Source organism: Streptomyces sp. NPDC001822 (assembly GCF_042892135.1).
GTDB lineage: Bacteria > Actinomycetota > Actinomycetes > Streptomycetales > Streptomycetaceae > Streptomyces.
The window spans coordinates 739799-758784 of record NZ_JBIATW010000002.1 but is presented as its reverse complement, the minus strand read 5'-3'; the positions used below and the strand labels follow the sequence as shown (position 1 = coordinate 758784).

Genomic DNA, 18986 nt, shown 5'->3' with positions numbered 1-18986 from the left:
GCGATTAAGCCGATATTCAGCCGGTATTACGTCAACATCCGGCCGGTGTCCGGCGGGACGGCAAGGGGTGTGAGAAGACGAACGGCTCGGGTCGGGTCGGACACGACCTTGCCCGCCGGGGACCCCGGCGGGCAAGGGAATTGAGCTGTTCCTGAGCTTGCGCTATGCCTTTGACCTGCTACTTCTTACGATTCGCGGGGGAACCTGCCGCTTCTCGCGCGGTGAACCCGATGTCCTCGTAGCGGGGCGAGGAGAAGCCGAAGGCGCCGATGTTCGCGAGCTTCTTGTCGACGGCGACGAGCTGTGGCCTCTGATACAGCGGAATCGACCCGGCCGCGGCCCAGATCCTGGCGTCGGCCTGCCTGAGCAGATCCCTCGACTTCTTGGCGTCGAGCTCCGAGACCGCCCGGTCGAACAACTGGTCGATGTGGTCGGAGCCGACCCGGGTGTAGTTCTGCTCGACGAGCAGGGAGCCGTCGGTGGCGGGCTCCGGCTTGGCGAAGATGGGGCGCCCGTCGGTGGCCGGGTAGGCGGTGGCGGGCCACGAGTACAGGGCCATGTCGTAGTCACCCGAGGCGACGTGGTCCTTGAAGTAGCTGTCGTCGGAGACCTTGGTGACCGTCGTCCCGATGCCGATCGAGTCGAGCATCTCGACGATCTTCTCCCCGACGGTGCGCAGGGACTGCGATCCGGGCCCCGACGGAAGGACGAAGCGCAGCGTCAGCGGCTTGCCGTCCTTGCCGAGGCGGCCCTTGACCGAGGCGGGGGCGGGTGCCGCGGTGCCGGCGGGGGCGTAGGCGCCGGCGGGGCCGCCGGGCTGCCTGTCCTGGGCCGTGACCTCGACGTCGCCCGCCCGGCGTCCGCCCGGCTTGTCGTCACCGACGATGTACGTGCCCTCCTCGCGCGAGGCCTTGTCGTCCTTCTCCGTCTCTGCGGCCCCGCCGGCCTTGCCGGACTTCTTCTCCTCGTCCGTCCCGGTCTTCTCCGCGGCCTTCTCGCCCGCCGCGGGCTTCTTGTCCTTCTCCTCCGCCGCGGCGGAGGAGGCGGCGGCCTTCTTCTTCTCCGCCTCGCTGCCGGCCTTGGTGTCCTGGGTCCTGCGGACGGCACCGGCGGTGGTGAAGCCGGCGTCGGCCAGGAGGGCGCGGGCCTCCTTGGTGTCCTGGTCGCCGAGCGCGCCGCTGCCGTCCTTGTAGGCGGGCTGCCCGGCCAAGGCCAGGTGGCTGCCCGGCGGCTTGGCCGGGAGGCCGAGCGGCTTCAGCACGGTGTCGGCGAGTTCCTGCCGGTCCAGGGTGCGGGCGATCGCCCGGCGCACCCGGTCGTCGGCCAGCGGCCCGGACTCGCCGTTCAGGGCGAGCTGCGTGTACGCGGGCTCCAGGGACTTGCGAACGGCGAAGGAACGCAGCGACTTCTGCTCGGCGGCGTACACGGCGATGGCCTGCCGGCTCTTCTCGCGGGCGGCCTGCGCGGTCTCCGCGACCTCCTCGTCCGAGCCGTGGGCCAGCGCCCAGGACCGCAGGGCGGAGGCGGGGGTGACGTCGGCGCCGGGACCGTGGGCGGGCGGCTGCCCGTTGCCGCCGCGGTAGCGGGCCGCGCGGGCGATGCTGTCGGCCGTCGCCGTGTCGATGTCGGCGACCTGGACCGTGCCCTGGGTCAGCGCCTTGCTCCGGTCCCCGGGGGCGACGGCCCGGAAGACCAGCGACTCCAGCTTGGCCTCGTTGCCCCACCAGCGCGGGTTCCGGTCGAGCACGACCGTCCCCTTCGCCTTGCTGACGCTGCGCAGCCGAAACGGTCCCGCGGTGTTCTTGATGGTGGTCCTGGCCCCGTCGTTGAAGGCCGCGGGGGTCGCGGTGACCTCCTTGGGGTACAGCGGCGAGAAGAGGGAGCGCCAGTCCCCGTACGGCTTGGAGAACGTCACCCGGACCTGCAGGTCGTCCTTGCCGCGCTCGATCTTCTCGATCCGCTCGTATCCCGCGTTGCGCGCGGTCCAGAACGCCGAGTCCTTGCCGCTCAGCGCGCGCCACTGGGCGACGAAGTCGGGAGCGCCGATCTCGCGGCCGTCGCTCCACACCGCCTGCTGGTTGAGCTTGTACAGGACGACCTGCTTGGGCTCCTGCTCGATGACCTTCGCCGACTCCAGGTAGTCCGGGTTGAGCCGGGGCTCCCCCCGCTCGTCCATGGGGAAGAGGGAGGGCAGCAGGGCGCCGGTGATCCGCGTGGTCGCGCCGTCGGCGTCGGCCTGGAAGGCGTTGAGGGTGGCCGGCACCGCGTCGATCGCCCAGGTGAGGGTCGACCCCTCGGTCACCCTCTCCCGGGCTGCCGGGGCGATGTCCTGCGGGACGGCCACCCGGGAGGGGCTCTCGCTGTCCGAGCTGCAGCCCGCCAGCACCGGGATCGTGAGCACACCTGTCGCCAGGAGCGCGACCGAGCGGCGCTTTCGGGCCGTCCCGCGCGGGACGCCGACGTGGGCCATGGCTGATACCTCCGGGGCCGGCCCGGTCCATCTCGTCACCGAATGGACCGGATGATGCGTTCTGGTGGCATTTGCAGTTGATCAGACTGGTTCGCTGATCCACTGAACGCACCCGCGTCCGGCAGCGGGGACAGACACGGCCGGAGGGGCCGCGGAAGTCACCCGTGCGGCCCCCGCCCGGCCGCGGTTCAGCCCAGCAGTGCGGTGATCGCGGCGGTGGTGCCGGTCTCACCGAGCCTCGGGAAGATCTTCTCGACGCTGTTGCGGTGGGCCTCGGCGTCCATGTCGGTGACCGCGTCCGTGGCGACGGTGACGTGGTAGCCGAGCTCGTGCGCCGCGCGAGCGGTGGACTCGACGCCGATGCTCGTGGCGATGCCGGTCAGCACGACCTGGGTGATGCCGCGGCGGCGCAGTTCGAGGTCGAGCGCGGTGCCGTGGAAGGCGCCCCACTGCTGCTTGGTGACGACGATGTCGCTCTCCCGCTGCCCGAGCTCCGGCACGAGGTCGGCCCAGTCCGCGGCGGGCTGTCCGGCCCGTGCGGGGCCCTCGGTGCGGCCGGGCGCCCCACCGGTCACGCGGACCAGGAAGACCGGGAGGTCCTTGGCGCGGAAGGCCTCGGCGAGAGCCGCGGATCTGGCGACGACACCGTCCGCCGGGTGGGCGGTCGGCAGGCCGACGATGCCCTTCTGCAGGTCGACGACGACGAGGGCGGTACGGGGGTCGAGGACGGTGGCGGTCATGTGCGTACTCCTTGGGGCGATACCGGCCGGCCGCGCGGGCGCGGCCGGGTGGGGTCGAGCGCGGGGGCGCTCGGGTCGGTGGGGTCAGGTGCGGATGCGCAGGGCGCGGTCGGTCAGGGTCAGGACGGTCAGCAGGACCGCCAGGACGACGGCCACACCCGCCATGAGGTGCAGCCCGGCGTCGCTCGCCGCGTCGGCGTAGGCGAGGGCGATCAGGCTCGACGCGGTGATGGCGCCGATGTACTGGGCGGTTCGCTGGAGTCCGGCCGCAGCCCCGATGCCCTCGGGCGGCGCGTACGCCTGTACGGCCGCCTGGTTGCTCGTGCCGATGAGCCCCTGCGGCGCGCCGAAGCACGCTCCGGCGAGGAGCAGGACGGCCAGCGGGGTGTCGTGCGACAGGAACGCCAGGACGGCGGCACCGGCGGTGAGCAGCACGCAGGCGACGGTCAGCGGGGCGCGCAGGCCTTTGGTGCGGGCGCCCAGCAGCGAGCAGGCGAGCGCGGTCAGGGACATGGGCAGCATGAGCAGGCCGGTATGCCCCGGGGAGAATCCGCGGACCTCCTCCAGCCACTGCGTGAAGCCGTACATGACGCAGTAGACCAGCAGATAGCCGAGGCCGTGGCGGATGTAGGTGCGCAGCAGGGCGCCGTTGCCGGCGAGCATGCGGAGGTCGATGAACGGCTGTGCGGTGCGCAGCTGCCACCGGACCAGCACGGCGGTCAGTACGGCGAAGGGGGCCAGGAGCCACCACCGGGGGTGCGCCAGGTCGAGCAGGAAGAAGACCAGGACGGTCAGCGCCCCGGAGAACAGGCAGATGCCCAGCGGGTCCAGCGAGGGCCTCGGTGTCACGGCGCCGCCGGCCCGCTCGCGCGGCGGGTCCGCCGGGACCCGGAGGAGTGCGGCGCCGAAGGCGATCAGCGCGATCGGCACGTTGACGGCGAAGATCCCGCGCCAGCCCACGAACGTCACCAGCAGCCCGCCGAGCGCGGGTCCGACCGCCGCGCTGCCCAGCGCGGCGAAGGAGAGCCGCGCCAGCACGGGGCGCGGGGTGGGGCGGCCGACGCGCCGGGACTCGTCGCGCAGGACCGCCATGGCGGCCGGGTAGGCGGCCGAGGTGCCGACCCCGAGCAGCAGCCGGGAGACGATCAGTGTGCCGAAGTCCGGGGCGAGGGCTCCGACCAGGCCGGACGCGACCACGACCACGAGGCCGGCCAGGAAGACGCGGCGGGGGCCGAGAGTGTCGGCGAGCTTCCCCAGCACGGGCTGGGCGACGGCGCTGGCGAGATAGAGGACCGAGATGAGCCACGCGGTGTCGGCGGCCCCGGTCCCGAAGGAGCGCCCGATGGCCACCAGGGCGGTGGAGATCATGGTGGTGTTGAGCGGGTTGAGCAGGGAGCCCATCAGCAGGGGCGCGGTGAGGCGGCTGCTGAACCCGTCACCGGGCGCGGCCTGCGCAAACCCGGACCCCGCGGACCCGGACGCCGCAGACCCGGCCGCCGGACGCTGTGGCTCCCGCGGCGGAACGGCCGTCTCGCCGCCGGGGGCCCGGCCGGTGCCGTGACGGGTCATTCGTCGACCAGACGGCCGATGAGCTCGACGGCCTCGGCAAGCGTGCGGCGCTCGGCCGCGTCCAGTTCACCGGCGATCGCCTCGGCCAGCCAGCTCCGCTTCGCGGCGCGCACACCGGCCAGGGTGCTGCTTCCGGCCTCGGTGACCGACACGACCGACTTGCGGCCGTCGGCGAGGTCGGGAGCGCGCGTGACGAAACCGCGGCTCTCCAGCGCGCCCAGCGTCAGCCGCATCGACTGGGGCCGCACGAGCTCGGCGCGGGCCAGCGACGCGGTGGTGGCCGGACCGTCGTCCTGGAGCCTGGCCAGGACCGAGCGCTGGGAGGGGGTCAGCAGGCTGTCCGCCGACGAGCCGCGCAGCCGTCGGAGCAGCCTGCTCACGACGGCGGCGAGATCGTCCGCCACGCGCTCGGCGCCGGGGGCTTCGTCGGTGCCGGTGTCGGACGACCGGGGCGTGGCGGGGCTGCTGGACATATTTCCACCATAAAGATGGACAGGGCATCTTGCAAGGTAACCTGTCTATTCACCGTCGCTGTCGGGTCGCGGGTCACGAGGGGCGGACATAGCCTCCCAAATGTGACGCCGCCAGTGAGCCGCACCGGGACGTCCCGGCCATCGATACCCGGCAGGGTCCTCCTCGCCGTGCTGACGACGGTGGCCGGGATGGTCCTGGCGTGTTCGCCCGCCGCTGTGGCCGACGCACCCGTCCCGCTGTCGCGCGAAGGACAGATCACCGACAGGGTGGGGGCGCTGGGCGACCAGGGACCCCAGGTCGAGGGCACGCTCGACCGCCTGTACGCGGCCCGGCGGATCCAGCTGTTCGTCGTGTACGTACGTGACTTCTCCGGCCGGGCGCCGCAGACCTGGGCCGACGAGACCGCGAACCGCAACGGGCTGGGCCAGGACGACGTGCTGCTGGCGGTGGCCACGCACGACCGGCAGTACGCCTGGTCCGTCGACCAGGGGTCCCGCCTCACCGACAGCCAGCTCGCCGACGTGGCCACCACCGCGATCGAGCCCGCCCTCCGGGAGAACGACTGGGCCGGCGCCGCGATCGGCGCCGCCGACGGCTACGCCGCGGTCCTCGCCGGTGAGCCCGTCCCCACCCCGGCCATCACGCCGGGCCCCGCGGATCCCAGCGGCGCCGACGACGAGGGCGCCTCCGTCAACCTCATCGTGCCCGTGGCCGTGCTCGTCGTCGCTGTCGCGGTCGGTGCCTTCGCCCTCGCCCGCCGGAAGCGGCGTACGACGACCCGGACGACCCCGGCACCGGGCGCCTGGGGCGGCGGGGCGGGGACGGCGGCCGAGCCGCAGGCCGCGCTGCCGGAACTCGACGCGCGGGCGAAGGCCGACCTGGTGGACACGGACGACGCGGTGCGGACGAGCGAGGAGGAACTCGGCTTCGCGACGGCACAGTTCGGCGAGGAGGCGGCAGCCCCCTTCGCCGACGCGGTCCGGCGCGCGAAGACCGAGCTCACCGCGGCGTTCCGGCTCAGGCAGCAGCTCGACGACGCGTTCCCCGAGGACGACGCGACACGGCGCGGCATGCTCGACGAGATCGTCAGCCGCTGCGCGGACGCCAACGGCCGCCTGGACGCGGTGTCCGCGGACTTCGACCGGCTGCGCGCACTCGAACAGACCGCCCCGCAGGCCGTGAACTCCGCCGAGATCACCTTCCGCGAGCTGGTCGGCCGCGTCTCCGCGGCGGAGACGGCCGTCGGGGCGCTGCGCGAGCGCTACGCGGAGTCGGCCGCGGCCCCGGCCGCCCAGGACGTCGAACGGGCGAAGGACCGGCTGGTCTTCACCACCTCCAGCCTGAACCGGGCGCGCCAGGCCGTGGACTCCGGGAACAACGCGGAGGCCGCCGTCTACGTCCGCGCCGCCGAGGGGGCGATCCAGCAGGTATCCACCCTCGTGGACGGTGTGGACCGGCGGAGCCGGGAACTGGCCGAGGCCGCGGCCGGCCTGCCCGGGGCGCTCACCGAGATGCAGACGGACCTGGCGGACGCCAAGGGGCTGCTGCGGGGGACGCCGGAGGGTGTGCCGACCGCGGATCTGCAGGGCCGGGTCGCCCGTGCGGAGGCGGTGGACACCGATGTACGGGGTGAGCTCGGCTCGGGGCCGTACGACCCCGTCGACGCGCTGCGCAGGGTCGAGGAGGCGGACGCCGCGCTGGACGAGGCGCTCGCCGGTGCCCGCGAGCAGGAGCACGGGGACCGCCGGGCGCGTTCCCTGCTGGACCAGTCCCTGCTCACCGCGGGGGCGTCGATCGGCGCCGCCGCGGACTACGTCACCACCAATCGCGGCGCGGTCGGCAGCCAGGCCCGCACCCGTCTCGCGGAGGCACAGCGTCGGTGGGAGCTGGCCCGGGAGCTGTCGGGGGCCGGGGACCCGCAGGGCGCCCTGACCCAGGCACAGGAGGCGGACGCGCTGGCGGCGCAGGCGCGGAGCCTGGCGGAGCAGGACGTGCGGAGCTACCGCGACCGCAGCGGCCCCGGAGGCACGCGCGGGGGCGGCGGGATGGGCGGCGCGGTGCTGGGCGGCATCATCCTCGGCGGCCTGCTGGGCGGGGGCGGCGGGCACGGCGGGGGCTTCGGCGGCGGATTCGGCGGGGGCGGGGGCGGATTCGGCGGCGGGCCGGGCAGCTTCGGCGGCGGGGGGACCCGGGGCCGGCGCGGTGGCGGAGGCCGCTTCTGACGGCGGCCGCGGCCCGCCCGGGCCGCGGGTCCGCGGTCCCGCGCACGGCCCGTCGCTCCACCGTTTCGCACCGGGCCCGTCGGTCTCGGTTTCGTACAAGGAGAGGTGCCATGACCAAGCAGACCGTCCTCGGCCGCGTCACTCAGCTGGCCCGGGCCAACATCAACGCTCTGATCGACCAGGCCGAGGATCCGCAGAAGATGCTCGACCAGCTGATCCGTGACTACACGGACAACATCGCGGAGGCCGAACAGGCGGTGGCCGCCACCATCGGCAACCTCCGTCTGATGGAGGAGGACCACCGGGAGGACGTCGACGCGGCGCGGGAGTGGGGCCAGAAGGCCCTCGCGGCCAGTCGCAAGGCCGATGAGCTGCGGGCCGCGGCGGCGGGGGCGGAGGCCGACACGTTCGACAACCTCGCCAAGGTGGCGCTCGGCCGGCAACTGCAGTCGGAGCAGGAGGCCAAGACGGCCGAGCCGACGATCGCGTCGCAGACGGTCGTCGTGGAGAAGCTGAAGACGGGTCTCGGCCAGATGAAGGAGAAGCTGACCCGGCTGAAGTCCAAGCGCGACGAGCTGGTCGCGCGCGACGCGTCGGCGCGCGCCCAGAACCGGATGATGGACGCGGTCAAGAGCATCGACGTCATGGACCCGACCAGTGAGCTCGGCCGTTTCGAGGACAAGGTACGGCGCGAGGAGGCGCGGGCGGTCGGCAAGCAGGAGCTGGCCGCGTCGTCCCTCGACGCGCAGTTCGAGCAGCTGGACAGCGTCGGGGACAGCGCGGAGATCGAGGCCCGTCTCGCCGCCCTCAAGTCGGCGTCGTGAGCGACGGCCCGCCCGGAGGCGGGAGCCCGCTCCCCGCGGGTGCCCGCCTCCGGTGCCGGGCCGCGGGTCCCCCGGCGCGTGCGTGTCTTCGGCGTACGCCGGTCAGTACATGCTCAGCAGCTGGTCCACGGAGAGTTCCGGGGCCGGCTCCCCGTCCGGCAGTGCCAGCTCGAACCACACCGTCTTGCCGCGCGGGGTGCGCCGCGATCCCCAGGCCGCGCTGAGCAGTCCGACCAGTTGCAGTCCGCGCCCGCCCTCGTCGGTGTCCCGTGCCCGCCGGCGCCGCGGCTGCACCAGACCCGCGTCCCACACCTCGCACACGAGGGTGCGGTCCCGCAGCAACCTCAGCCGTATCTCGCCCTCGCCGTAGCGCAGGGCGTTGGTGACGAGTTCGCTGACGAGCAGTTCGGTGGTGTCCACCAGATCGTCCAGGTCCCAGGCGCCGAGCTGTTCACGTGCCAGCTCACGGGCCCGGCCGACGGAGCGCGGTTCGCGCGGCAGCCGCCAGTCGCCCACCGCGTCCGTCTCCAGCCCCTGGATGCGCGCCATCAGCAGGGCGATGTCGTCCTCGCCGTGCCGGGTGTGAAGGGTCGTCAGGACGTGGTCGCAGACGTCCTCCAGCTGCTGCGACGGATCGGCGAGCGCCTGCCGGAAGGCCTGCAGGCCCTCGTCGAGGGGATGGTCCCGGGACTCCACGAGCCCGTCGGTGTAGAGAGCGAGGAGGGAGCCCTCCTGCAGCTCGATCTCCACCTCCTCGAAGGGCTCGCCGCCGACGCCCAGGGGCATGCCGGGCGGCACCTCAAGCAGCCGGGGCGGCTCGCCGGGCTCGGCCACCACGGGCGGCAGATGACCCGCGTTGGCGAAGGTGCACCGCCGGGTGACCGGGTCGTACACCGCGTACACACAGGTCGCCAGATACACCTCGGAGAGGTCGGCCTCGCGCGACTTGTGGGCGACGCGCGAGGGCCACTGGGCGCCGCCCCCCGCGCCGAAGCCGTCACTCCGCTCGCCACCGCCGGGGGTACCCAGGCCCCGCGCGACCTCGTCGAGGGCCGAGAGCACCTCGGCGGGTTCCAGGTCCAGGAGGGCCAGGGTGCGCACGGCGGTGCGCAGTTCGCCCATGGCGACGGCGGCCCGCAGCCCGCGGCCCATCACGTCACCGACGACCAGGGCCGTGCGGTGGCCCGGGAGCTCGATCACGTCGAACCAGTCGCCGCCGACCTCGGTGGCGGTGTTGCCGGGCAGGTACCGGCAGGCGATGTCGAGACCGGCCGCCTCTGGATCGCCGGGCGGCAGCAGGCTGCGCTGGAGGATCAGCGCCCGCTCGTGCTCCCGGCGGTAGAGGCGGGCGTTGTCGATGCACACGGCGGCGCGGGCGGCGAGCTCGGTGGCCAGGGCCCGGTCGCGTTCACCGAAGGGTTCGCTGCCCTTGGTACGGGAGAACTGCACCAGGCCGACGACCACGTCGTGCGCGACCATCGGCACCGCGAGGGTGGACTGGACGAAGCCGCGTTCGTCGCCGGGCACCGCCTCGACACGGCTGGTACGCAGGGCGACGGCACAGGGCGAGTGGAACGGGAAGCGGTGGACCGAGCCGAGCGCGGGCTCCCCGCCGTCCGCACCGGAGACCGCGCCCGCTTCCGCGCCGGGTCCGTCCGCCGTGCCGGGCAGGACCCCGGACGCGTCGGAGACCGCGCTGGCGTGGGCGACCCGGCGCAGCTCGGCCGAGCCGGTGCCGGACTCCTGGTGCCCGCCCCAGCTGGAGGGCGAGGCCTCCTCCCCGGTGAGCAGTCCCTGGTACAGGTCGACGGAGGCGATGTCGCAGAAGCCGGGCACGGCGACGTCGAGCAGTTCCCTGGCTGTGGTCTCCAGGTCCAGGGAGTTGCCGATGCGTGCGCTGGCCTCGTTGAGCAGGGCGAGATTGCGCCGCGCGCTGGCGGCCTCGCGGGCGGCGATGTGCCGTTGCGTGACGTCGGTGGCGAGCCCCGCGACACCGACGGGGCGACCGGATCCGCTGTGCACCCGGTAGAGGTTCATGGACCAGTGGCGGCGGCCGATGCCACCGGGAGGGACGCCGACAAGCTGCAGATCGGTGACGGAGTCGCCCGTCTCCAGGACGCGCCGCAGCGTGGCGGAGAGCCGTTCGGCCTCGGGCCTGGCCAGGTAGTCGTCGACGGTGCGTCCGCGGTGGTCGTCCGCCTCGCCGCCGAAGACCGTGGCGAACCGCTCGTTGGCCCGCACGACGGTGAAATCGGTGCCGAAGAGGACGAACCCGAAGGGAGATTGGCCGAATATCGCCTGCGAGGCCGCCAGATCGGTCTCGATGCGGCGCAGCGCGCGGACGTCCACGACGATGCAGAGCGCGGCCCGCTCGCCCGTCCCCGTGAGGCTGGGCATGACGTAGATCTCGGCGAGACCGCTCGCCCCGTTCTCGCCCGGCATGCGGAACGGGACCAGGCCCGTCCACTCCTTGCCGTCGAGGATCTCGCCGACACGCCTGTGGGCGCCGGGGCGCAGCTCGGCGGGCATGAATGCCTCGACCGGGTCCCTGCCCACCACCTCGTCGGAGGCCATGCCGAACAGGCCGGCGGCGCGCCGGCTCCACTGCTCGATCAACCCGTCCGCCCCGATCGAGAAGGAGGCGACCCTGATGTATTCGTAGATCGAGCCAGGCGGGCTGCTCTGCCACACGACGTCGCCCGCTGTCCCAGGTATCTCGCTCACGCGACCGTCCCCTCCAGCTCACACACCGGACCGGTCCTGCCCGCAGTATTCAGCACTACGAGCCATACCGGCACGGCGTTCACGATCACAGCACGGTCTCAGTCCCTTTCAGCCAGGACCTGCCCGACCTCCGGTGATCGCTGTGCGTCCCTCCCCTCTCCTAACCAGGCAGAGGGAGCTCGAACCACACCGTCTTGCCGCTCTTTCCGCGCCGGGTACCCCAGCGGCGCGCGGAACAAGCCACGAGCTGAAGTCCGCGCCCGCCCTCGTCCTCGGGTCCGGCCGCATGTTCGGTGGGCGCATCCGGAACCGGATCGGAGACTTCCACCAGCAGCCCCTGCCCGTCGTCCCGCGCACCGGACCCGTCGCCCCGGATGTGCGGCCGCACGATCCGGACCCCGATGGGGCCTGAGGCGTGGCGCAGCGAATTGGTCACCAGCTCACTGACGAGCAGTACGGCAACGTCCCCCAACCCGCCGTTGTACCCCCACTGGTGCAGTGCGTCACGGACCGCGTGCCTGGCGGTGCGCACGGAGCCCGGCGCCGCCGGAAAGCTCCACTCGGCACAGTCGCCGTCGGGGTCGGTCACGCCGATCACTTCCCAGGGTCGACAGCGGGGCACACCCGCCCTCAAGGGTCCAATCGGCACATACCCGATATGCGCTGCACTTTATCGCGCGGACGATCCGGTGGGGGCGTACGGGTGTACGCGCCCCGCACGAGGAGGTGGCCCGCGGTGTCGACGGAGGAAAGGGGCGCGGAGAGACGCCCCCCGGGCGAGCGGGCGGGGCAGGGCTCGGGCGGCGGCGCGCGGAAACCGCCCCGCGGGCGGGCGCGTGGAGACTCGCCGAGACCCTGCGGAGAGCGGCGGGAGCGCGCGCGACGGCCATGCGAAAGGCGGCGGGAGCGCGCGACGGCCATGCGAAAGGCGGCGGGAGCGCGCGACGGCCATGCGGAGGGCGCCGGGCGGAAGGCACCGGTCCGGCCTCCGTCAGGCGCCCCGCGTCCCGCGCAGGCGGCGCACGGCCTCGGCCACGGCGGGTCGGTCCTGGTCCAGCCAGTCGACGGTGTCCGCGTCCTCCGCGTCGAGCCAGCGCAGCTCGTCGTGGTCCTCCAGGGGGCTGGGCTCGCCGGACACCAGTCGGACCGTCCACACGCGCAGCACATAGCCGGGCTTCAGCGGCCACTCCCCCGGGATGCGCTCCAGCGGCTGCGCCTCCACGCCGAGTTCCTCGCGCAGCTCCCGCACGAGAGCCTGCTCGCCGCTCTCTCCCGGCTCCAGCTTGCCGCCCGGCAGCTCCCAGCGGCCGGCGAGCTCGGGCGGTGCGCTGCGCCGGGCGGCCAGGAGCCGCCCCCCGTCGAAGACGGCCCCTGCCACCACCACGGAATCACTCATGCGCCGGAGCGTAGCCGGTCGGCGCGCGCTCGCTACGGGCGCGCGCTCCGGCCGGAGCGTTCCACCCAGTAGAGCTGCTTGTGCCCGTGACGGTCCAGGCCGTCGGCGATCTTCTGTGCCTCGTCCTGCGTCGCATAACGGCCGACGCGATACCTGTTGCCGTTGTCGTCCTGTCTGATCACCAGCCAGGGGAGCACGGCACCGCTGTCGGTCATGCCGTTCCTCCCCAGCATTTCGCCCCTCTCCCCACTGGCGTGCACGCTTCTAAGGATCCCCAGGAAACCGCAGTACGCATATGCCCGAGCGTACGCCTGACCTTCACTCAGCGGATGCGAGTTTGCACAAAGAGACACCTATCCGGCCACACCGATGGGGGCGCACTCGGTCGAATGCGCCCCCAGCTCCTCGGGGTCAGCCCGCCGGAGCAGTCGGTGTTCGCACCGTCGGCATCGGCAGTGCCACCGGTCCGGCACCGGCCTCCTTGCGGCACACGTCACCGCACTCCGCGTCCAGCGAGCAGCACAGCGAGCAGATGGGGCCGGACCGGACCGGGCAGTCCGCGATGTCCGGCAGCTCGTAGTCGGTCTCGCACACCGCGCAGGTGTGCGTGGCGGTGATGTCGGCGATCTCGACGCCCGGGCCGTTCACCGGGTTCGGCCGGGCCAGGTAGTACTTCCCCTTCGTGAGCCAGGCGATCAACGGGCACAGGACGAGGGAGAGTCCGGCCGCGATGAAGGTGGAGAACGCTTCGGCGTACCGGCCGAACAGCCCGAAGAAGGCGAGGATCGAGACGGTGGAGGCGATCACCATCGCCCCGAAGCCCGCCGGGTTGACCGCGTGGAGGTAGGCCCGCTTGAACTCGATGTAGCGGGGGCTCAGCCCGATGCGCTTGTTGATGACCAGGTCGGCGGCGACGGCCACGATCCAGGCGATGCCCACGTTGGAGTAGAAGCCCAGCAGTTTGTTGAGGGCCGCGAACATGTTCATCTCCATCAGCGTCAGCGCGATGGCGAGGTTGAGGAAGATGTACCAGACCCGGCCGGGGTGCCTGTGCGTGATCCGGGAGAAGAAGTTCGACCAGGACAGGGAGCCGCTGTAGGCGTTGGTCACGTTGATCTTGATCTGGGACACGATCACGAACACGGCCGCCGCGGGGAGCGCGAAGGAGCCGAGCCACGGTTTCAGCGCCTCGACCTGCGGCGCGATCGGTTCCAGGGCGTGCGTGGTGCCGACCGCCTCCAGCGCCACGAAGGCCAGGAACGCTCCGCCGATCTGCTTCGCGGCCCCGATGACGACCCATCCGGGTCCGGCGGCGAGGACGGCGAGATTCCACCGTCGCTTGCCGGCCTCGGTCCTGGCCGGCATGAAGCGCAGGTAGTCCGCCTGCTCGCCGATCTGCGCGATGAGCGACAGCGCGACGCCCGTGCCCAGCCCGAAGGCGATCCAGGAGAACCCGGAGCCGGCCCCCTCCGTGCCGCCGAAGGAGCCGAACGCCCCCCAGGCGTCCGGGGCCTCGAAGGCGAGCACCACGAACGGCAGCACCATGCCGACGATCCACACCGGCTGTGTCCACGCCTGCACCTTGGCCAGCGCGCCCATGCCCCGGAAGACGACGGGGATCACGATCAGCGTCGTGATCAGATACCCGGCCTCGACGGGCAGCCCCACGGCCTGGTGCATGGCCTGCGCCATGATCGAGCCTTCGAGCGCGAAGAAGATGAAGGTGAAGGACGCGTAGATCAGCGAGGTCAGGGTCGAGCCGAAGTAGCCGAAACCGGCACCGCGGGTGACCAGGTCCATGTCCAGGCCGTACGTCGCACAGGCCCGGGCGATGGGTATGCCGGTGAGGAAGATGATCGCCGCCGCGGCCAGGATCGAGGCCAACCCGCTGGTGAAGCCGTAGGTGAAGACGATCGAGGCACCGATCGCGAAGTCGGCGAGATACGCGATCCCGCCGAGGGCCGTCCCCGCGACCGTGGAGGGCGACCAGCGCCTGAAGGAGTGCGGCGCGTAGCGGAGGGAGTAGTCCTCACGGCTCTCGTCTGCCGCGAGCCTGGCGTAACTGCGCCTCGGCTCGTGGGGTCCGTCCGGCGGGGCCGGCTGTGGCGCCTCGCCCGTCGTGGGCGTTGCGATGTCCGTCATCGGTGACTTCCCGTTCGTCGGTCCGGTGTGCGGGTGACGAACGGGAAGGTAGGAGCCGGACATGACAAGTCATCACGGCGAGGCGTTGCCCGCCGGTTAAGAGCGGCGCGGGTGCGTTAACTCCGGATCACGGGCGGCGGACAGCCCGTCGCTCCCAGCGGTCGCCGCCGGCGCCCCTCCCGTCACTTGACCGGCAGATGGTAGGCGATCCGGTACCGGTCGGCGGGGACCACCACGTCGGCCGTCTCCACCGCGAGCCCCGAGGCGTAGTACGTCCGCCCGATGACCATCACCACATGGCCGGGCACCCCGCCGAGCGCCAGGAGCTCCTCGGCCAGGCCGGGACGGGCACCGACCTCCTCGGCGACGTTGTCCACGACGACGTCGATGGCCGCCATCCGGTCGACCACACCGCAGCCGCCCAACGGCCCCTCCTCAGGCAGCATCACGGGCGTGCGCCCCGTGACGGCGAGGGGCTCCCATGACGTGGACAGCATCACCGGCTCGCCCGCCTCCCGGAAGACGTACCTCGTGCGCATCACCCGGTCGCCCTGCTCGATGCCGAGCCGCTCGGCGACCTCGGGGCTCGCCTCCTCCTGCTCGCTGCGGGACTCCCAGGTCCCGCGCGCCCCCTCCGCCGTCTGTTCCTGGCGGTACGGGCTGGCTCCCGCACCGTGGCGGTAGCCGGAGCGCGCGATCCGTCGCGGCACCGGCCGCTCGCGCACATACGTCCCCGAGCCCGAGCGGCCCTCCACGAGCCCCTCGGCCATCAGCACCTTGCGCGCCTCCAGCGCGACGGTGTCCGAGACCCCGTACTCCTCGCGGATGCGCGCCTGCGACGGCAGGCGGGTATGGGGCGGCAGCGCGCCGTTGACGATCTTCTCCCTGAGATCGCTCGCCACGCGCAGGTAGGCGGGCTGCTCACCGAAAGGCACAAGCCACTCCCAACAGGTTGACAGACAGCAACAGCGTGGCAACCGTGGGTTGGGAACCGCAAGCACGGGCCAGAGTTTCACTCGAAGTGATGATTCGACGCCGACCTGCGCATACCCGGTTCAGGCCTGCCCGGACCCTTGACCGTTTTTGGTCCAGACCAATACCTTCCTGTGCACAGCACGGCTCCCGCTGCCCTCCGGCACCGGAACACCCGGGCCCGCGCCCGGACCCCATCCCGGCACACGCACAGGAACGAGCCCCATGCGTCGAAGAACCCTGACCGGACTGACCACCGCGGCCTGCGCCCTCGCCCTCCTGACCGGACTCGCCCCCGCGGCGAGTGCCGGAGGCAGCGGCCACGACCGCGGCACCGGCCACCACGAGCGCGCGTACCGCAGCGTCGGCTACTTCACCCAATGGGGTGTCTACGGCCGCGACTTCCAGGTCAAGGACCTGGACACCAGCGGCACCGCGGCCCGGCTCACCCACATCAACTACGCCTTCGGCAACGTCAGCCCGGAGGGCAAGTGCTTCACCGGCAACGTGCCCGGCGAGGCGGACGCCTGGGCGGACTACGCCCGTCCGCTGGACGACGCCGGTTCGGTGGACGGCGTCGGCGACACCGGGGACCAGCCGCTCGCGGGCAACTTCAACCAGCTCCGCGAGCTCAAGGCCGCCCACCCCGGCCTCAAGGTGATGATCTCCCTCGGCGGCTGGAGCTGGTCCACCCACTTCTCGGACGCCGCGCGCACCGCGGCCTCGCGCAGGGCGCTCGTCTCCTCGTGCATCGACCTGTACATCAAGGGCAACCTGCCCGTCGACGGAACGCGCGGCGGCGAGGGTGCGGCCGCGGGCCTCTTCGACGGCATCGACCTCGACTGGGAGTGGCCCGGCTCGGCAGGCGACACGGACACGGTCTACCGCCCCGAGGACAAGCGGAACTTCACCGCCCTGGTGCACGAGTTCCGCACCCAGCTCGACGCCTACGCGAAGAGCGGCCGCGAGGGGAAGGGCAAGCCGAAGCACTACGAGCTCTCCGCCTTCGTCCCCACCGCGCCCGCCAAGATCGACGCCGGTTTCGACGTGCCGCGCATCATGCGGGACTTCGACTTCGTCAACCTCCAGGGTTACGACTTCCACGTCTCCGGCGAGGCCACGACGGCCCAGCAGTCCGCGCTCCGCGCACCGGGCGACTTCAGCGTCGACCAGACGGTCCGCGACTGGCTCAGGCGCGGTGCGCCGGCCCGCAAACTCGTGATGGGCATGCCGTTCTACGGCCAGGGCTGGACCGGTGTCACCGGCGGCGGCGACGGCCTCGGACAGCCCGCGGCCGGACCCGCGCCCGCCACCTGGGCCGCGGGGTACGAGGACTACAAGGCCCTGAAGAAACTGGCCGAATCCGGCGCGTACAAGGTGCACCGGGACGTCAGGAACGGCCACGCCTGGCTGTTCGACGGCACGACCCTGTGGACCTACGACGACCCGCAGGTACTGCGCGCCAAGACCTCGTACATCCGCGAACGCGGGCTCGGCGGGGCCATGTTCTGGTCGCTGGACGGCGACACGGACGACGGGGAACTGATGGCCGCGGTCGCCCGCGGTCTCGGACGCCGCTGACGGACACGGCGGGTGAGGAGCGCACCGGGCGGCCGTCCCGTGGCTCCTCACCCGTGAGGGGCGCACCTGGACCGGCCGTCCCGTGCGCTCCTCGCCCGCGCCGGCCGGCTCACGGACGCCGCCCGGCCGTAGATTCGTCCCATGGCCGACATCCGCATGCCCACGGCGACGTACATCTGCCCACAGGACGGGACGCGGGCCGGTGCCACGTCACCGGCGTGGTGCTGCCCGGTCTGCCGGGGCCCCTGGGATCTGGAGACCGCCCCGCGGGCCCCGGTGGCGCTCGACGCGCTGGCCGGGCGCGTCAACTCGCTGTGGCGCTACGCGGAGGCCCTTCCGCTCGACGGCGCGGCCGTCTCCCTCGGCGAGGGCCGTACCCCGCTCGTCGCCCTGACGGAGGACGTCTCGGCCAAACTCGACTTCCTGATGCCGACGCTCTCCTTCAAGGACCGCGGCGCCGTGATGCTGGCCGAACTGGCCCGCAGGCTCTCCCCGGACCACGTCGTCGCGGACAGCAGCGGCAACGCCGGCACGGCCGTCGCCGCCTACTGCGCCCGGGCGGGCCTGCCCTGCACCGTCTACGTCCCCGAGGGGACCTCCCCGAAGAAGACCGAGCAGATCCGGGCGCACGGCGCACGCCTGGAGACCGTACCGGGAGGCCGCGAGGCGACGGCGGCCGCGGCCCGCGCCGCGGCGGACACGCCCGGCACCTTCTACGCCTCGCACGTCTTCAACCCGTACTTCCTGCACGGCACCAAGACGTACGTCTACGAGATCTGGGAGGACCTCGGCGGCACCCTGCCCGACGCCATCGCCGTGCCCGTGGGCAACGGCACCCTGCTCCTGGGAGCGGCGCTCGCCACCGCGGAACTCCTCGCCCACGGCCTGATCGACCGCCGCCCGGCCCTGATCGCCGTACAGGCCGAAGCGGTGTCCCCGCTGGCCGCCGCCTTCCACGCCGGGGACGAGGACCTGCCGGACACCGCCGCCCCGGTCCCGCCCACGCTCGCCGAGGGGATCGCCATCCCGCGCCCGCCGCGCGCACGGCAGATCCTCGCGGCCGTCCGGGAGTCCGGCGGGACCTTCCTCACGGTGTCGGAGGACCGCATCCGCGCGGCACAACGGGACCTGGCGGCACGGGGTTTCTTCGTGGAGACCACGGGAGTGGCGTGCTGGGCGGCCGTCGGGGGCCGGCCGGGCCGGAGCGTGGTCGTACCGCTCTGCGGGGCCGGTCTCAAGACGGGCCTCGCACCCTGACCGGTCTCAGTCCGTCCAGTACGTGTCGTGCTTGATGAAGAACTCCGCCCGCTGCTTCTCCGGCCAGTCCGAGACCTGCCCCACCTTCTCGAAGTACTCCTCACGGGGCGCTCCCGGGGTGAAGAGCAGGAGCATGGACGCGGGCTCGTCGGAGTCGTTGCGGAAGGCGTGCAGGCCGCCCTGGGGGACGTACAGGAAGTCGCCCTCCCCGGTGTCGGTCCAGCGTTCGCCGTCGTAGATCCGGACCGTCCCGCCGAGGATGTAGAAGGACTCCGAGATCGACCGGTGGAAGTGCGTCGCGGGACCGCCCGCCCGGGGGCCCATGGTGATCCGGTAGAGGCCGAACTCGCCGTGCGTCGATCCGCCGGTGGCCAGGTAGTCGGTGCTGCCGCCGCTTCGGGTCAGCAGGTTCGGGGTGCTGTCCGCCGGGCGGTAGACCGCGGTGATCTCGCCCTCGCCGCCGGCGTAGACGGGTTCCGGATACGACATGCCGTTCTCCTGTCCTGGTGCCGGTGCCGCCCGCCGCGTGCGCGGGCCCGCGGGCCCCGCCCCGCCTCCGCCTGCCGGCAGGTCCACGTGGGCCCCGCCACCGCTCCGTGACCGGCGCGCGACACC

At 72.7% G+C, this 18986-nt stretch carries 15 protein-coding genes; 4 read left to right on the top strand and 11 right to left on the bottom strand.

Features of this window, described 5'->3' with window-relative positions; all coding sequences use genetic code 11:
• Window positions 1-178: 178 nt before the first annotated feature.
• The 4 genes from ACFYY2_RS07960 to ACFYY2_RS07945 form a co-directional block, all read right to left on the bottom strand.
• Window positions 179-2470, bottom strand: a complete 2292-nt coding sequence (locus ACFYY2_RS07960) for an ABC transporter family substrate-binding protein (protein WP_388738493.1) — start codon at window positions 2468-2470, stop codon at window positions 179-181.
• Window positions 2471-2658: 188 nt separating this feature from the next.
• A complete protein-coding gene (locus ACFYY2_RS07955) occupies window positions 2659-3210 on the bottom strand; it encodes an isochorismatase family protein (RefSeq protein ID WP_388738490.1) in 552 nt (183 codons plus the stop codon).
• 84 nt (window positions 3211-3294) lie between these two features.
• On the bottom strand, window positions 3295-4779 hold the full coding sequence (locus ACFYY2_RS07950) for an MFS transporter (protein ID WP_388738487.1): 1485 nt from the start codon (window positions 4777-4779) through the stop codon (window positions 3295-3297).
• Window positions 4776-5252, bottom strand: a complete 477-nt coding sequence (locus tag ACFYY2_RS07945) for a MarR family winged helix-turn-helix transcriptional regulator (protein WP_388738484.1) — start codon at window positions 5250-5252, stop codon at window positions 4776-4778. Before ACFYY2_RS07945 ends, ACFYY2_RS07950 begins: the two co-directional genes overlap by 4 nt.
• A 189-nt stretch (window positions 5253-5441) precedes the next feature.
• Between ACFYY2_RS07945 and ACFYY2_RS07940 the strand changes: the two genes are divergently transcribed.
• Both ACFYY2_RS07940 and ACFYY2_RS07935 read left to right on the top strand, forming a co-directional pair.
• Window positions 5442-7475, top strand: a complete 2034-nt coding sequence (locus ACFYY2_RS07940; protein WP_388738635.1) for a TPM domain-containing protein — start codon at window positions 5442-5444, stop codon at window positions 7473-7475.
• A 110-nt stretch (window positions 7476-7585) separates the two neighbouring features.
• Window positions 7586-8299 carry a PspA/IM30 family protein gene (locus ACFYY2_RS07935; protein ID WP_388738481.1) on the top strand — a complete coding sequence of 238 codons (714 nt, stop codon included), beginning with the start codon at window positions 7586-7588 and terminating at the stop codon, window positions 8297-8299.
• 102 nt (window positions 8300-8401) lie between these two features.
• Here ACFYY2_RS07935 and ACFYY2_RS07930 read toward each other — a convergent pair whose 3' ends face one another.
• From ACFYY2_RS07930 to ACFYY2_RS07905, 6 genes are all read right to left on the bottom strand, one after another.
• On the bottom strand, window positions 8402-10990 hold the full coding sequence (locus tag ACFYY2_RS07930; RefSeq protein WP_388738632.1) for a SpoIIE family protein phosphatase: 2589 nt from the start codon (window positions 10988-10990) through the stop codon (window positions 8402-8404).
• Between the two features lie 193 nt (window positions 10991-11183).
• Complete coding sequence (locus ACFYY2_RS07925) at window positions 11184-11621, bottom strand: ATP-binding protein (protein WP_388738478.1); 438 nt, start codon at window positions 11619-11621, stop codon at window positions 11184-11186.
• Window positions 11622-12014: 393 nt separating this feature from the next.
• The gene (locus ACFYY2_RS07920) at window positions 12015-12419 is read right to left on the bottom strand and encodes a (deoxy)nucleoside triphosphate pyrophosphohydrolase (protein ID WP_388738475.1); all 405 of its coding nucleotides are present in this window, start codon (window positions 12417-12419) and stop codon (window positions 12015-12017) included.
• A gap of 32 nt (window positions 12420-12451) precedes the next feature.
• Complete coding sequence (locus tag ACFYY2_RS07915; protein WP_363306770.1) at window positions 12452-12634, bottom strand: SPOR domain-containing protein; 183 nt, start codon at window positions 12632-12634, stop codon at window positions 12452-12454.
• A 196-nt stretch (window positions 12635-12830) separates the two neighbouring features.
• A complete protein-coding gene (locus ACFYY2_RS07910) occupies window positions 12831-14561 on the bottom strand; it encodes a purine-cytosine permease family protein (protein ID WP_388738472.1) in 1731 nt (576 codons plus the stop codon).
• Window positions 14562-14743: 182 nt separating this feature from the next.
• Window positions 14744-15496: a GntR family transcriptional regulator gene (locus tag ACFYY2_RS07905; RefSeq protein ID WP_388738469.1), complete on the bottom strand. Its 753-nt coding sequence runs from the start codon at window positions 15494-15496 to the stop codon at window positions 14744-14746.
• Window positions 15497-15758: 262 nt separating this feature from the next.
• Between ACFYY2_RS07905 and ACFYY2_RS07900 the strand changes: the two genes are divergently transcribed.
• Window positions 15759-17114, top strand: coding sequence for a glycoside hydrolase family 18 protein (locus ACFYY2_RS07900; protein WP_388738467.1), 1356 nt, complete (start codon window positions 15759-15761; stop codon window positions 17112-17114).
• 141 nt (window positions 17115-17255) lie between these two features.
• Entirely contained in the window at window positions 17256-18371 is a 1116-nt protein-coding gene (locus ACFYY2_RS07895; RefSeq protein WP_388738464.1) for a threonine synthase, read from the top strand.
• Between the two features lie 6 nt (window positions 18372-18377).
• Here ACFYY2_RS07895 and ACFYY2_RS07890 read toward each other — a convergent pair whose 3' ends face one another.
• The gene (locus tag ACFYY2_RS07890) at window positions 18378-18860 is read right to left on the bottom strand and encodes a cupin domain-containing protein (protein ID WP_388738462.1); all 483 of its coding nucleotides are present in this window, start codon (window positions 18858-18860) and stop codon (window positions 18378-18380) included.
• Between the last annotated feature and the right edge of the window lie 126 nt (window positions 18861-18986).